The sequence below is a fragment of the Chryseobacterium formosense genome, from assembly GCF_900116415.1.
Lineage (GTDB): Bacteria > Bacteroidota > Bacteroidia > Flavobacteriales > Weeksellaceae > Chryseobacterium > Chryseobacterium formosense.
On sequence record NZ_FPAP01000002.1, the window covers coordinates 105083 to 119322 of the forward strand.

Sequence of the window (14240 nt, forward strand, 5' to 3'; positions counted from 1 at the left end):
AAGAAAACAAAGCTAATATTAAACTGAGAATCAGTAAATTATTTGTGATTTAAAATTTCAATCTCTACTATTTAACGACAATAATTTACAGTCACTACCAAAATCAGTAACTTTGTTAAAATTTATGATATTAAAATGAGTACAATAGAATTCAACGCAATGTGGAGAGAAAAACTGCTGAACCGTTTTCTCAGCTATGTAAAAATATATTCGACAAGTGATGCAGAAAGCGAAGCTACACCTTCTACTGAAAGACAATGGGATATCGCCAATTATATTGTTGAGGAGCTGAAAACGATCGGTCTGGAAAATGTATCGATTGATGATAACGGTTACATCATGGGTTACGTTCCTTCTAATCTGGAAAATGATAATCAGTCAACGATTGGATTCATCTCACATTATGATACTTCACCGGACTTCAGTGGAGAAAATGTAAAACCACAGGTTTGGAAAAATTATGATGGTAATGATTTAGTATTAAATCAGACAACAGGATTTACTTTATCTCCTTCAAAATTTGAAAGTTTAAAAAAATATATCGGTCAGACATTGATTACAACTGACGGAAACACTCTTCTTGGCGCAGATGATAAAGCGGGTTGTGCAGAAATTGTAACGGCAGCGGAATATCTGATTGCCCATCCTGAAATCAAACACGGAAGAATCGCTGTTGGATTTACTCCTGATGAAGAAATCGGAAGAGGAGCCCATAAATTTGACGTTGCAAAATTCGGAGCTGAATTCGCTTACACAATGGACGGTGGAGAAGTTGGAGAATTGGAATACGAAAATTTCAACGCAGCGGGAGCAGTGGTAAAAATCCACGGATTGAGTGTTCATCCGGGCTATGCCTTTGGAAAAATGGTGAATGCAAGTCTTTTGGCAGCAGAATTCATTCAATCTCTTCCTGCAAACGAAACACCTTCTACCACGAAAGGTTTTGATGGTTTTTATCATTTAATGGATATTGCGTCTGATGTTTCTGAATGCAAACTGCAATACATCATCCGTGATCATGATGAAGAGAAATTTGAAGCGAGAAAAAAATTCATGGCACAGAAAGTTGCTGAATTCAACGAAAAACATGGCGAAGGAACGGCAGAGGTTGAAATCAAAGAACAATACCGCAATATGAAGCAGCAGTTTGAAGGGAAAATGCATATTGTAGATCTTGCTGCAAAAGCAATGAAAGAAGCGGGAATTGAGCCTAAAATCAAAGCCATCAGAGGCGGAACAGACGGAGCACAGCTTTCTTACATGGGATTGCCTTGTCCGAATATTTTTGCGGGCGGAATCAACTTCCACGGACCTTACGAATATGTGGCGCTGGAAAGTATGGAAAAAGCCGTTGAGGTGATTGTGAATATTGTAAAAGCATAGATTTTCACTTAAATAAAATTGAATCCAGCTCTTTTTTGAGTTGGATTTTTATTTAAAACAGAACAAAGTAAATTTATATGATTTCATTAAATTTAAGCTAAATATTATATCCTATATTTGTGACTATCAAAAATATCAATGCAGTTTAGAAAAGACATTCAGGGGATAAGAGCGCTTGCTTTTCTTTTGGTTTTTATATTTCATTTAAATTCTTCCTTGCTTCCCGGTGGTTTATCGGGGTTGATGTCTTCTTTGTGATTTCCGGCTTTTTGATGACTTCTATTTTATAAATCACCTTTTCTATATTTACTTTCAGGGTTTTCTACCACATTTTCTACGAACCGTTCCTCACAAGCACCAAAATTTTTAAAATTTTCTCTTCCTTCTTCCAAGGTCATATGATTTGGACCACTTTCTTCAAGTGGATCAAACACTCCGTCGTCTTCCCAAAAACAGACATCACAGATTTCAAAATGTCTTCTTTCAGATAGTGTAAAGTATCCACAACAATAACATTGAACATTTAAATCATTCTTTTCATCCATAAATTTAAAATTAACAAAAAACCACTACAAAAAAGCAGTGGTTTCACAATATTTAAAATTAAATAAAATTTTATCCGTTTGGCTGATTGCCTAAAAAAGCATCCCAACCTTGTGCCGTTAAAGCGACCAATTGATTAGAGCCTCTTGCCACCATGAAATTTCCATCTTCTTTTTCAACTGCATGGCCAATAATGGTAAAATCCGGGTGATTTTTTATTTTATCGAAATCGTTGGGAGAAATCGTAAACAGCAATTCGTAATCTTCGCCACCGCTTAATGCGGTCATTACTGGATTTAAATTAAAATCATCTGCCGTAGAAATTGTAAGATTATCCAACGGGATTTTCTCTTCATATAATCTGAAACCTACATTAGACTGATCAGAAAGATGCAGTATTTCAGAAGCCAAACCGTCAGAAATATCAATCATCGAAGTTGGTTTGATATCCAATTGTTCCAAAATTCCTTTTACATCGGTTCTTGCTTCAGGTTTTAATTGTCTTTCCAAAATGTAATCGAAACCTTCCATTTCAGGCTGCATATCCGGATTGGCTAAGAAAACGGCATGTTCTCTTTCCAAAATCTGAAGCCCCATATAAGCGCCACCTAAATCTCCGGTTACGACTAATAAATCGTTTGGTTTTGCGGTACTTCTTCTGACAATATTTTCTTCATTTTCAATTCCGACAGCAGTAATGCTCATTACCAAACCGGCATTGGAACTCGTTGTATCTCCGCCGATTAAGTCTACTTTGTATCTTCCGCAGGCTGTTTGAATTCCAGCATACAATTCTTCCAAAGCTTCCACTGGAAAACGGTTGGAAACAGCCAAAGAAACTAAAATCTGAGTTGGCGTTGCATTCATGGCTGCAATATCGCTAAGATTTACCACAACAGCTTTGTAACCTAAATGTTTCAAAGGAACATAGCCTAAATTAAAATGAACTCCTTCCGCAAGAACATCCGTCGTTAAAACGACTTTCTTATTATCAGGATTAATAATTGCAGCATCATCGCCGACTCCAAGCTCCGAAGACTCATTGGATAAAGGAAAAAATTCTGTAAGATGTTTTATTAAACCAAATTCTCCTAATTTGGAAATGGGTGTTAATTCTGGGTTTTTATCTTCAAACATACGCTAAATTATAATTGATTGTTGATAATTGATTAATGATGACTACAATCGATCATCGTTTATCAATGATCATTTATTGATTAAAAACTGCCGGGTCAATATTCTCAGGACGGAAAGGAAGCTTCTTAAAATCTTCTCTTGTCATCAAGATAGTTTCCGCAGTTTTGTATTTGTTCATCGCTTCTACAACATCATCCGGCGGAGAAGTCATTTTTCTCAGCATGGTATCAATCCAGACTCCGGTTGCTTCTGAAGTTGCACAGTGCGAACCATCCGGAAGGTAAAACTTATGTACAAAACGATAAATCGAAGCATCTTCTGCACAACCATCGATCTCTAAACTTACAATTACTTTTTGATCTGCGAATATTTCCTTAAAAAATGAAAATCTTTCATGCATAATCACCGGACCAATTCCCCATCGGCTCATTTGGGTAACACCCATTTTTTCTTTTTTCATAAAAGCCATTCTCGTTTGCGCACAATATTGCACGTAAGATGAATTGGCAAGATGTTTATTGGCATCAAGATCGCTCCAGCGAACTTCAAAAGTATGGTAGAATGTCATTTTAAATTTATTTTAAACCACAAAAGTCACAAAAGTTTAATTAATACATGATAAAGCTGAAATTTATCAGATTAAAGTTCAAAAAAGGAATGTGCCTGAGTCGTTGATTTATGGTCACAAAATTACTTAAATAAGATGGTTTATAAAAATTGTAATTTTGCAAAAATAATCCGTTGCATAAAAGCTTTGAATTAAAAAAAGAATAATCAATTTTCACAATTCATTTTTGTTCTTTTGAAATATTTAAAAATCTAAAAAAAATTTTGTGCCTTCGGTTAATAAAATTATGAAGCAAATTATCATTATCGGAGGTGGAGCAGCCGGATTTTTCTGTGCAGCCAATCTTGACGAAAAGAAATATAAAATCACCATTCTTGAACAGAATTCTGATGTTCTTCAGAAAGTGAAAATTTCAGGGGGCGGAAGATGCAATGTTACTCATGCCTGCTTTGATCCGAAAGAGCTGATTCAGTTTTATCCTCGTGGAAATAAGGAATTATTGAGTGTGTTTACTAAATTTCAACCGGGAGATACAATGGAGTGGTTCGAAAACCGAAAAATTTCGTTGAAGATTGAAAACGATAACAGAATATTTCCGGAAAGTAATTCTTCACAGACGATCATCAATACTTTTCTCAATGAAATTCAGAAAAAAAATGTTGAAGTGAAAACAAAATGTTCCGTAAAAGAAATTGAAAAGCTTGATGAAAAATATCTGGTAAAAACAAGTCTGGGGGACTTCGAAGCCGATTTTGTTATTTATACCACCGGAAGTTCGCCAAAATCATTGAAAATGATTGAAAATTTAGGTCATAAAATCATTGATCTGGTTCCTTCTCTTTTTACATTTAATATCAAAGATCCTTTGCTGAAAGATTTGTTGGGAACAAGCTTTGAAATGGCAGAAACTTCTATTCCGAAACTAAAAACAGAAGAAAGCGGACCGTTATTGATTACGCATTGGGGACTTTCGGGACCGGCGATTTTGAAAATTTCGGCTTGGGAAGCGATTAATTTAGCCAAAGTGAAATATAATTTTGAAATTGAAGTAAATTTTATTTCAAAAGATATGGATGAAGCGGAAGAATTATTTCAGAACTTTAAACAGACAAATCCGAAGAAAACAATCGGGCAATCGAAAATTTTTGAGGTAACGAATCGTTTTTGGCAAAGAGTTTTGGAGGTTTCCAATATAGATTTGAATAAACAGGTTGCACAGATTTCCGGAAAAGAAATGCAGAAAATTTTAGAAAATTTATGTAAAAAGAAATTCAATGTAACTGGGAAATCGACTTATAAAGATGAGTTTGTAACTGCAGGAGGTGTTGATTTAAAAGAAATTAACTTTAAAAATATGTCTTCGAAAATTTTGCCTAATTTTTATGTCGCCGGAGAGGTGTTGAATATTGACGCGGTTACAGGTGGATTTAATTTTCAGGCTTGCTGGAGTGAGGCTTGGCTGATTGCACAGGATTTAAATAATTTAAACTAAAAATATGAAGAAAAATTTAACGCTCATCTTATTTCTAGGATTTACGTTCGCTTTCTCTCAAGTACAAGAAGGAAGGAAAGCAACATCTTCAGAAAAAGAATCTTCGAAAGAAAGATATGTTCCAGAAGCCGATACTCCACCTTCTTTTCCCGGTGGAATTAACGAATTCAGAGGGAAAGTTGCACAAAAAATCAACATTAAAAAAATAAAAAACGCAAGTGGAAAAGTCAGCTCATCAGCCAAGTTTGCAGTTAATACTCAAGGTAATATAGAAAACATTACGGTATATGGGAACAATGATGATTTTAATAAAGAAGTAGAAAATGCAATAAAATCTGTAAAGATTAAGTGGAAACCTGCAACATACGACTCAGAACCCATAAAATATTGGTTTCAAATTCCATTTGCCGCTTTAATTGATTAATAATAATGTTTTCAGCTAAAAAAAATATCCAGAATATTTTAAAAATCCTTCTCATTCTAGGGTTCGGATATTTCTTTTGGCTCATGCTGAAAATCACATTAGAATATATTCCATTGAAAAGCGATGTGAGTTTTTTAATGATAAAGCAAACCGAAGTAGAGCACAGATCGGAATATCTTTACTTTTTTTACACTCATGTTTATACAAGTATTTTTGTTTTATTGACGGGTTTTTTAGCGATTATCAGAAAAGATTACGGATTAAAAAACTTCCATAGAAACGCTGGAAAAATTTATATTTTTTTTATTCTGATTTTCGCTGCTCCATCTGGAATTTATATGGGGATTTTTGCAAACGGTGGCTTACTTTCTAAAATTTCGTTCGTAATTTTGGGCTGTTTGTGGTGGTTTTCGACATTTAAGGCGTACCAATTAGCACGACAAAAAAAATTCAGCGGACACAAACAATGGATGTGGCGAAGTTTCGCACTCACAATTTCTGCTATTACATTAAGAATGTGGAAGGTAATTATTGTATATTTATTCCACCCGAATCCGATGGATGTTTACCAGATTATTGCCTGGCTCGGTTGGGTACCCAACATTATTTTAATAGAATATTTAATCACAAAAAAGCACATTTAATTTATATGAAAATTTTAAAATTCACGTTACTCACTTTAGTGGCGTTCGGTTTCACAAGCTGTAAAAAAGATGCGTCAACAGAAGAAAAATCCAAAGATAGTTTAGTCGCCAAAAAAGATTCAGCCGTTGTGCCTGAAGTTCATAAAGAATATTACGGAATTTATATGGGTGATTTTGCAGGAAAGGAAATGATTACCCCTGAATTTGGTGAAGAATATGAAGGTGATGTTTATAAAAAACTTTCTCTGAAGATCAATCGTATTACCAAAGACAGCGTTTACGGACAAAGTATTGTGAATGGCAACCAAAGACCTTTTCGTGGTGTTTTTAATGAATCTACACAATCTTTTATCCTTGATGAGCCCGGAAATGATAAAACTGACGGAAGATTTGAGATCAAGCTTAAAAACGACAGCATTACCGGAAAATGGACGGCTTTTAACAAGACCGCAGTAAAAGCCCCTTTGAAAAATTTAAAGCTGATCAAAAAAGAATTCGTTTACAATCCGAATTTTATGCTGGATGAAAATTCTGACCTGATCGACTGGGAAAATCCTAAAGATTTTAAAGAAAAATATACTGACGAGGAAACCGGAAAAACTGAAACTTATACCGAATCTAAAAACAGAATTGCTTCTGATGCCGTATTCAAAATCAATGCTTCCAAGCAAAAGCTGACTGAGAAAGATCTCAAAAACCTACGCAAACTCGATATGGAAATCATAAAGAATGCAGTTTTTGCAAGACATGGGTATGCATTCAAAAAGCCGACTTACAGATACTTTTTTGAGCAAACCGACTGGTATATTCCGGTTTCAAGCAATGTCGACAGTGAACTTTCTCCTATGGAAAAAGATAATGTAGCCTTGCTGAACCGTTTTATAAAATATGCGGAAGATAAATATGATTCTTTTGGGAGGTAATGATCTGATGTGCGCTTATTTTTGCTTGAATAAGAGTATCTTGTGATTTTTGTTTAGAATCTTAATAGTTCTGTGCAGTTTTCCTTCTTCGTAAGAGAAAACTTGTAGGGAATCGCAGATAGTTCCTTTTTTATATTTTTCATTATAATTAAGGCTATCTGCAATAAATTTCTTTTCTTCACAAAATAATCTTAACTGATTGTTATTTAATGACCATCATCCTGTTTCTTTTTGTGCGCAGGTTGAATATTCATAGGTGTTGTTCTTGTTTAATTTTAATGTCAATTGCAGTACTAAAGAACCGTATTTTAATCGATTTATACTACTATTTTCAGGGGATGTGTATGTTCCAAAAATTTGTTCAGAATTTTGTTTTGAGCATGAGCAAAAGAAAATGCAAAGCAGTAAAATATATCTGACTGACATTGTTTTTAATTAGATGTGATTTTAGTTGAAATATAAAGCAATAAACATCCCACCGCATAACATAAAATATCAATCCACGAAAAAGAATTTCCGATCACGATATACACCATGCTTCCCGGTTGGAAGCCTAATTTTTCTGCAATATTGAAAAACTGAGCGAATTCTACAATACACGAAAATGCAAAGATTCCGAGAATAAGTTTTATGTCATCGGTGACGAAAAAACTTTTTACTAAAGTATAAAGGAGCATGACAACAATAACGTCTCCCAGATAAGCCCGAATAAAAAAATTATCTTTTAAAACGGTGGCAATGAGTACCTCAATGAAAAAAATCAGAATGGATAAAAGGAAATATTTTAGGTTAAATTTAAATTTCATCAGATTAATTTTGGCTAAAGCCTTTGATTTTTGTGTTAAAAAAGAGCGGACTAAAGTCCGCCCAATTACTTTTATATGCTAAAATATAATTATTTTTTCGCTTTGATCGTACAGCCGATTGCTACGGTTTTCGTCATTTTTACCGATTCATTTTTAAGTAATGCATCCACTGCGTCTTCTGCATAACGTTCGGAAACATCATTCGGATCTTCGTAATTATTATCAATTGCACCGATGTATTTTACGATGTTTTTTGAGCCTTCTTTCTGAAGAACAAATACATGTGGGGTTTTTGTAGCGCCGTATTGAGGATAAATTTTCTGACCTTCATCTACCAGATAAGGAAATGTAAAACCCTTTTCTTTGGCTCTTTCGATCATTTTTTGGTAACTGTCTTCTGGCTGTACATTCGGATCATTCGGATTGATTGCAATCACAGGATAACCCTGAGATTTATATTTCTTGTCGAGAGCCACAATTCTGTCTTCGTATTTTTTTGCATACGGACAATGGTTGCACGTAAAAACCACGATGAAACCTTTAGCTTTTTTAAAATCACTTAAAGAAACCATTTTTCCGTCTGTATTTTTCAGCTTAAAATCTGTTGCTTCATCACCAACTTCATAACCTTTCGCAGAAGCCGTTTTAGATTTTGGCTCTTCATTTTTATCGCTGTTGATTTTTGTAAAACTCAGTAATCCAAGTCCGACGATAAATGCGGTCATTAAAATTTTGAAATTTTTCATAGTATTTTGTTTAGTTTAAATTTTTAACAATAATATTTTCTAGATCTTCTTTGCTCATTTCACCGTCGTTGAAATGTATTTTTTCTCCGTTTTTGTAGAAAATAGTTACCGGGATATTTCCGTCCCAGTTTTTTTCAAATTTAGGAATCCAGGTGTTCATTCTTTTAATATCATCCAGTAAAACAACTTCTGCGGTCAGGGTTTTGTTTTTAATAAACTGAATAACGCGTTCTTTATCTTTTGCGCGATCTAAAGAAACCAAAAGCATTTTAAACTTAGGATTTGCTTTAAGTTTATCATTAACTTCTATGAAATCCGGTAGCTCTTTCACACATGGAGCACAGGTCGTAGACCAGAAATTGAGCACCAGAAAAACATCTTTTTCTTCTTTAATTTTCTGTTCAAGCAATTCGTATTTAATCATCGGAATGTCGTTGATTATTACCCTTTTCTCATTCTGAGTAGGAATTTCCTGATAAGGAGGAGTATTTTCCTGAGAGAAACCTAAAGAAACCCCGAAAATCAACACGATTACACTAAAAATTTTCTTCATACTCAAAATTAGGGAATGAATATCTAAACAATTAAAATAATGCTGTTAAACTTTGTTAATTGTTTTATTAAGCAATATGATTGGTCATAATTTAATAAGAACATTGTATTTTTATTATTAAAAAAAGAAAATACCATCATAATTCTTCTGATGGAAGCTTGTATTTAGCAATAATGAAAATTTCGATCGCAATTGGTATTAAGTTTGCTGCCCTCAAAACATATATTTTACCTCTGAAGAATTTTAGAATCAGTCTTAAATAAAAATTAAATTTAATGAAGAAAGCAGTTTTATTGCTTGGTTTGTTTTTCACATCATTTGCATTTGCTCAGGAAAAAGACACAAAAAATGTTGTTGAGAATTTCGTTCCCGATGTTTCAGCCCTGCCTGATTATAATATTGTTAAAAGTAAATTAGACCTAAAACAGGTGGTTACAAAAGCAGACACAATCCCTGAATTTCCGGGTGGAATGATGGCTTTCAAGAAAAAATATTTCGAAAATATAGAAACATTAGACCTTAAAAACAATGAAAAAGTAGATATACGACTTTACTTTATCGTGGAAAAAAACGGATATGTAAGAAATGTCGCTGCGGTTTCGAAAAACAAAAAACACGCTGAAGAAGCAGAATTGGGAGTGAAAAGAATGTTTATACGTTGGAAACCCGCAAAATTGAACGGACAAGCAGTGCGGTATTTATTCTACTTTCCTCTGAAAAGCAAAAAATACAATTAAGAAAATTACTTCGATCGATGTCAGATTTTGGCGTCGATTTTTATTTTTTGATTAAATTTGATCATGGAAAATTTCATTTTAATAATTTCTTTACTTCTAAGTGGAATTGCTTTTGGACAAAATACAAATTCTCCCTCACCGCCACCACCTACAACAAGTAAATATCCTATTTATAATAATTCCAATACGTCCGTCGATGTTTTGGCAATTTATGAAAATCCAGATCAGATGCCTGATTTTCCTGATGGAGTTTTAGCTTTTAGAACTAAATTTCAAAATGCAATTGTTTTGGATTCTTTTCGGTCTGAAAATGGAGAAAATACTCTCAAAGGACTCATTAGTTTCGTGATAGAAAGAGATGGAAGTATGACTGATTTGAAAGTTACCGGTTCAAATGAAAAATTTAATGCAGAAGTAAAAAAAGCAGTTCGCAGCATTAAAGAAAAATGGATGCCCGGAAAAATTAAAGGCGAAACAGTATGAAGCCGATATAGAATTCCTTTAACAATTAATATCAGCTAATCTTACCCTCCAATCATCTTTTTAATCGAGTTCAGCTTCATCAACGCTTCAATCGGCGTCAAAGTATTGATGTCGATTTTCGTTAATTCTTCTCTGATGTTTTCCAAAACAGGATCGTCTAACTGAAAGAAAGACAGTTGCATGTTTTCTTCAGTCACTCTTTTGATAGTTTCTGAAGAGCTACCCTGAGTTCGGCTTGCTTCCAAAGTTTTCAGAATTTCATTGGCTCTGTTGACCACTTTTGAAGGCATTCCCGCCAGTTTTGCTACGTGAATACCGAAACTGTGCTCACTTCCGCCCGGAACCAACTTTCTTAAGAAAATAATATTCCCTTTGTTTTCCTGAATAGAAACATGGAAATTTTTCACACGTTCGAAATTCACGGTCATTTCATTCAACTCGTGATAGTGGGTTGCAAACAAAGTCTTTGCCTGAGTCGGATGCTGATGAAGATATTCCGCAATCGCCCAAGCGATGGAAACCCCGTCGTAAGTGGAAGTTCCACGACCGATTTCGTCTAATAAAATCAGGCTTCGTTCAGAAATATTATTCAGAATATTTGCTGCCTCATTCATTTCCACCATAAAAGTTGATTCGCCAGCGGAAATATTATCGCTTGCGCCAACTCTCGTAAAGATTTTATCTAAAACGCCTATTTCAGCGTGTTTTGCAGGAACAAAACTTCCGATCTGAGCCAGAAGACAAACAATTGCAGTCTGACGAAGAATTGCCGATTTACCTGCCATGTTGGGTCCGGTAACCATGATAATCTGTTGAGAATCTTTATCTAAGAAAATATCATTCGGAATATATTTTTCGCCTAAAGGAAGTGCATTTTCAATGATCGGGTGTCTAGCTTCTTTTAAATCAATGGCAAAAGTCTCCGTTAAAACAGGTTTTGTGTAACTTTCAGAAACGGCTAGTTCAGACAAGCCAACTGCAACATCAAGCTGTGCAATAATATTCGAGTTTTCCTGAATCCTGTCGATGTAAATCATCGTTTCGGAACAAACCTTTCTGTACAACTGATTTTCCAGAACACTGATTTTTTCTTCAGCTCCCAGAATTTGGTTTTCGTATTCCTTTAATTCTTCGGTAATATAACGTTCGGCGTTAACCAACGTCTGTTTTCTCAGCCAGTCGGACGGAACTTTATCTTTATGAGTATTTCTTACTTCAATAAAATATCCGAAAACATTGTTAAAATCTATTTTTAAACTGGTAATTCCTGTTCTTTCGATTTCTCTTTGGCACATGTCATCCAAAAATCCACGACCTTTAGATTGAAGTCCTCTTAATCGGTCAAGTTCTTCAGAAATGCTTTCTTTAATCACATTTCCTTTGGCAAGATTTACCGGAAGTTCTTCATTCAAGTGATTTTCAAGAAGAGCAATTAGTTCATCTAAATTATTTAACGGTTCAAGCCACGCCAAAACATCGGCATGAGGATGAAGCAATCCTTTAATTTTCTGAATATTTATTAAACTTTGACGTAAATAACCTAATTCTTTCGGTGAAATTTTTTCCGCCGCCAGTTTTCCCATCAATCGGTCTAAATCTGAAATTGATTTTAACAATTCTGAAATCTCATATTTAAGATGATCTTTCTCGTTCAAAAAATCAATCAGCGAAAGTCGTCTTGAAATTTCATCAACCGATTTTAAAGGAAGAATAATTCGTCTTCGCAACAATCTTCCGCCCATTGGGGTAGAAGTTTTATCGATAATATCCAAAAGCGATTTTCCTTTCGGATGGCTCGGATAAACGATTTCTAAGTTTCTCAGCGTAAAATGATCCATCATCAGATAATCTTCCTGCGGAATAATCTGAATTTTGGTAATGTGCGCCAGTAAATTGTGATGTGTGTCTTCAACAAGATAAGCGAAAATAGCTCCTGCAGCAGTAATCGCTAAATTTAAACCTTCAACACCAAAACCTTTTAATGAATTGGTTTTAAATTGATTTGTCAGTTTTTCGTAAGCAAAATTATACTGATAGGCCCAGTCTTCAAGCTTGAAAACATTTTTATTTTTAAGCTGATCCGGAATCTGAACGCTTCTCTGATAAATAATCTCACTCGGGTCAAACGTATTAACAATATGAAGTAGTTTATCGAGATTTCCTTCACTGACTAAAAATTCTCCGGTAGAAACATCGACTAAAGCAATTCCGTATTTTTCTTTTTCTTTATGAAGCGAAAGAAGAAAATTATTCTTTTTTGAACTTAAAACCTGGTCATTGAACGTAACTCCTGGAGTTACCAACTCGGTAACGCCACGTTTTACAATTCCTTTGACCATTTTTGGATCTTCCAACTGGTCGCAAATCGCAACACGAAGTCCTGCTCTCACCAATTTTGGCAAATAAGAATCTACCGAATGATGCGGAAATCCAGCCAATTCGATATGACCTTCTCCGTTGGCTCTTTTTGTTAAAACAATTCCCAAAACCTGAGAAGCTCTGATGGCATCCTGCCCGAAAGTTTCATAGAAATCTCCCACCCTGAAAAGTAAAAGCGCATCAGGATATTTCGCCTTGATGGTATTATACTGCGTCATTAACGGGGTTTCTTTCTTCGTCGCCTTTGCCATTAAAAAATTGTCTTAAAATTGGGTTGGTAAAAATAGGAAATAAAATCCTTGAGGCAAATTGGTTATTCGAAAATCTCCCACAGATTGCACAGATTTTCACGGATGATTGAGAATAGTATTTACCTTTAATAAATTGTCACGAATGCACAAATAATTGTTTTAATGTAAAATTTAAGGATAAAAAATTAGTGTATTCGTAGAAAAACAATCTGTGAAAATCTGTGTCATCTGTGGGATTTTAATTTTTCATCTTCTTTCTCTCAAATTTAGCCAAAGCTTCCGCAGCTTTTTCATATGCCCACTTCTGTTTGTGATCTACCCATTTTCCTTTAAAAAGTTTACGCAGAATTTTATCCGTATATCGCATGATGAAAACATGGTACAGCATATTTGCAAAAATTTTAGGTTTATTGGGCAAAGCTCTTAAAGACATCGAAAAGCCAGGCTCCAGATACCGGTTGAAATGCCAAAAAGCACCTGGAATAAAAAGGGCATCGCCGTGTTCCATGAAAATTTCGTAACCTTTGGCATATTTTAAAGCAGGGAACTTTTCGTAATCCGGATTTTCGTAATCTACATCGTAAATCGTATGAACTGACAAGGGAACTTTATATAAAAACTTCGACTGTTTCTGGTCAAAAAGCAGGATTCTTTTCTTTCCTTCAAAATGGAAATGCATAAAATCTCCCAAATCAACATCATAATGCATTAAAACATGAGCCTCACTTCCACCAAAAAATAAAGTAGGAAGTCTTTTGAAAAATTTAATTCCCAAATCGGGATAGGTGAAATTTTTTAATAATTCCGGAAGACGGTCTGTGATGATATAGAAGAAAATTCTAAGGTCTGAAGGGTTAGATTTTATCGTATCGATATAATCTTTCATTTTCATTTTGGTGACCGGAGCATCTGAGCTTTTTTTAGAATCTGCAGGTTTGTTGTCGTACAAAGGAACTTCCTGTTCGCCGGCTTTTTCTTTAATAAAATCAAAATTCCATTTATCAAAAGCGTCCCATCTTTGAGAGTAGTTTTTGATGAGAAGTGGTTTTTGTTTTTTAAAGTAGTTTTCCTGAAATTCTTCCTTGCTTATATCAGTGACAACGTCTACGTTTTCTAATATCATGCGTTTTTATTTTAATGCGAAATAAAAATAGTGTTTTTTTGAATTTTA

General features: G+C 34.5%; 15 protein-coding genes. 7 read left to right on the forward strand and 8 right to left on the reverse strand.

Annotation, left to right across the window (positions count from 1 at the left end; genetic code table 11):
• Positions 1 to 135: 135 nt before the first annotated feature.
• Complete coding sequence (pepT, locus tag BM371_RS06690) at positions 136 to 1383, forward strand: peptidase T (RefSeq protein ID WP_034672779.1); 1248 nt, start codon at positions 136 to 138, stop codon at positions 1381 to 1383.
• Positions 1384 to 1667: 284 nt separating this feature from the next.
• Here pepT and BM371_RS06700 read toward each other — a convergent pair whose 3' ends face one another.
• The 3 genes from BM371_RS06700 to BM371_RS06710 all read right to left on the reverse strand — a co-directional run bounded on the left by BM371_RS06700 (position 1668) and on the right by BM371_RS06710 (position 3631).
• A complete protein-coding gene (locus BM371_RS06700; protein ID WP_034672777.1) occupies positions 1668 to 1928 on the reverse strand; it encodes a CPCC family cysteine-rich protein in 261 nt (86 codons plus the stop codon).
• Positions 1929 to 1998: 70 nt separating this feature from the next.
• Positions 1999 to 3063 (reverse strand): thiamine-phosphate kinase, encoded by a 1065-nt coding sequence (gene thiL, locus BM371_RS06705; RefSeq protein ID WP_034672776.1) that lies wholly within the window; start codon positions 3061 to 3063, stop codon positions 1999 to 2001.
• Between the two features lie 73 nt (positions 3064 to 3136).
• Complete coding sequence (locus BM371_RS06710; RefSeq protein WP_034672774.1) at positions 3137 to 3631, reverse strand: acyl-CoA thioesterase; 495 nt, start codon at positions 3629 to 3631, stop codon at positions 3137 to 3139.
• A gap of 286 nt (positions 3632 to 3917) precedes the next feature.
• Between BM371_RS06710 and BM371_RS06715 the strand changes: the two genes are divergently transcribed.
• Genes BM371_RS06715 through BM371_RS06730 form a run of 4 tightly spaced genes read left to right on the forward strand, consistent with a single transcriptional unit; the run spans position 3918 to position 7114 of the window.
• Positions 3918 to 5123 (forward strand): BaiN/RdsA family NAD(P)/FAD-dependent oxidoreductase, encoded by a 1206-nt coding sequence (locus BM371_RS06715; RefSeq protein WP_034672772.1) that lies wholly within the window; start codon positions 3918 to 3920, stop codon positions 5121 to 5123.
• Between the two features lie 4 nt (positions 5124 to 5127).
• The gene (locus BM371_RS06720; protein ID WP_034672771.1) at positions 5128 to 5547 is read left to right on the forward strand and encodes an energy transducer TonB; all 420 of its coding nucleotides are present in this window, start codon (positions 5128 to 5130) and stop codon (positions 5545 to 5547) included.
• Positions 5548 to 5552: 5 nt separating this feature from the next.
• Positions 5553 to 6191, forward strand: a complete 639-nt coding sequence (locus tag BM371_RS06725; protein WP_034672769.1) for a DUF2306 domain-containing protein — start codon at positions 5553 to 5555, stop codon at positions 6189 to 6191.
• A gap of 5 nt (positions 6192 to 6196) precedes the next feature.
• Entirely contained in the window at positions 6197 to 7114 is a 918-nt protein-coding gene (locus BM371_RS06730; RefSeq protein WP_034672767.1) for a YARHG domain-containing protein, read from the forward strand.
• Between the two features lie 431 nt (positions 7115 to 7545).
• On the opposite strand, the gene BM371_RS06735 is transcribed toward BM371_RS06730, so the two are convergent.
• From BM371_RS06735 to BM371_RS06745, 3 genes are all read right to left on the reverse strand, one after another.
• The gene (locus BM371_RS06735) at positions 7546 to 7920 is read right to left on the reverse strand and encodes a ribosomal maturation YjgA family protein (RefSeq protein ID WP_034672765.1); all 375 of its coding nucleotides are present in this window, start codon (positions 7918 to 7920) and stop codon (positions 7546 to 7548) included.
• An 89-nt stretch (positions 7921 to 8009) separates the two neighbouring features.
• Positions 8010 to 8666, reverse strand: coding sequence for a thioredoxin family protein (locus BM371_RS06740; RefSeq protein ID WP_034672764.1), 657 nt, complete (start codon positions 8664 to 8666; stop codon positions 8010 to 8012).
• A 10-nt stretch (positions 8667 to 8676) separates the two neighbouring features.
• Complete coding sequence (locus tag BM371_RS06745) at positions 8677 to 9219, reverse strand: TlpA family protein disulfide reductase (protein ID WP_034672762.1); 543 nt, start codon at positions 9217 to 9219, stop codon at positions 8677 to 8679.
• Positions 9220 to 9494: 275 nt separating this feature from the next.
• Here BM371_RS06745 and BM371_RS06750 point away from each other — a divergent pair, with 275 nt between their 5' ends.
• Positions 9495 to 9956, forward strand: a complete 462-nt coding sequence (locus BM371_RS06750) for an energy transducer TonB (protein ID WP_034672761.1) — start codon at positions 9495 to 9497, stop codon at positions 9954 to 9956.
• Positions 9957 to 10019: 63 nt separating this feature from the next.
• Entirely contained in the window at positions 10020 to 10439 is a 420-nt protein-coding gene (locus BM371_RS06755) for an energy transducer TonB (protein WP_051882511.1), read from the forward strand.
• A gap of 41 nt (positions 10440 to 10480) precedes the next feature.
• Here the strand turns inward: BM371_RS06755 and mutS are convergent, their stop codons facing one another.
• Together mutS and BM371_RS06765 are read right to left on the reverse strand one after the other, a co-directional pair.
• Positions 10481 to 13069, reverse strand: a complete 2589-nt coding sequence (gene mutS, locus BM371_RS06760; RefSeq protein WP_034672759.1) for a DNA mismatch repair protein MutS — start codon at positions 13067 to 13069, stop codon at positions 10481 to 10483.
• Between the two features lie 238 nt (positions 13070 to 13307).
• Positions 13308 to 14192, reverse strand: coding sequence for a cupin-like domain-containing protein (locus BM371_RS06765; RefSeq protein ID WP_034672757.1), 885 nt, complete (start codon positions 14190 to 14192; stop codon positions 13308 to 13310).
• Positions 14193 to 14240 lie beyond the last annotated feature (48 nt).

Excerpts from the sequence above, each read along its gene's own strand:
- pepT (WP_034672779.1), top strand. The coding sequence starts at position 136 with ATGAGTACAATAGAATTCAACGCAATGTGGAGAGAAAAACTGCTGAAC.
- BM371_RS06700 (WP_034672777.1), bottom strand. The coding sequence starts at position 1,928 with ATGGATGAAAAGAATGATTTAAATGTTCAATGTTATTGTTGTGGATAC.
- thiL (WP_034672776.1), bottom strand. The coding sequence starts at position 3,063 with ATGTTTGAAGATAAAAACCCAGAATTAACACCCATTTCCAAATTAGGA.
- BM371_RS06710 (WP_034672774.1), bottom strand. The coding sequence starts at position 3,631 with ATGACATTCTACCATACTTTTGAAGTTCGCTGGAGCGATCTTGATGCC.
- BM371_RS06715 (WP_034672772.1), top strand. The coding sequence starts at position 3,918 with ATGAAGCAAATTATCATTATCGGAGGTGGAGCAGCCGGATTTTTCTGT.
- BM371_RS06720 (WP_034672771.1), top strand. The coding sequence starts at position 5,128 with ATGAAGAAAAATTTAACGCTCATCTTATTTCTAGGATTTACGTTCGCT.
- BM371_RS06725 (WP_034672769.1), top strand. The coding sequence starts at position 5,553 with ATGTTTTCAGCTAAAAAAAATATCCAGAATATTTTAAAAATCCTTCTC.
- BM371_RS06730 (WP_034672767.1), top strand. The coding sequence starts at position 6,197 with ATGAAAATTTTAAAATTCACGTTACTCACTTTAGTGGCGTTCGGTTTC.
- BM371_RS06735 (WP_034672765.1), bottom strand. The coding sequence starts at position 7,920 with ATGAAATTTAAATTTAACCTAAAATATTTCCTTTTATCCATTCTGATT.
- BM371_RS06740 (WP_034672764.1), bottom strand. The coding sequence starts at position 8,666 with ATGAAAAATTTCAAAATTTTAATGACCGCATTTATCGTCGGACTTGGA.
- BM371_RS06745 (WP_034672762.1), bottom strand. The coding sequence starts at position 9,219 with ATGAAGAAAATTTTTAGTGTAATCGTGTTGATTTTCGGGGTTTCTTTA.
- BM371_RS06750 (WP_034672761.1), top strand. The coding sequence starts at position 9,495 with ATGAAGAAAGCAGTTTTATTGCTTGGTTTGTTTTTCACATCATTTGCA.
- BM371_RS06755 (WP_051882511.1), top strand. The coding sequence starts at position 10,020 with ATGGAAAATTTCATTTTAATAATTTCTTTACTTCTAAGTGGAATTGCT.
- mutS (WP_034672759.1), bottom strand. The coding sequence starts at position 13,069 with ATGGCAAAGGCGACGAAGAAAGAAACCCCGTTAATGACGCAGTATAAT.
- BM371_RS06765 (WP_034672757.1), bottom strand. The coding sequence starts at position 14,192 with ATGATATTAGAAAACGTAGACGTTGTCACTGATATAAGCAAGGAAGAA.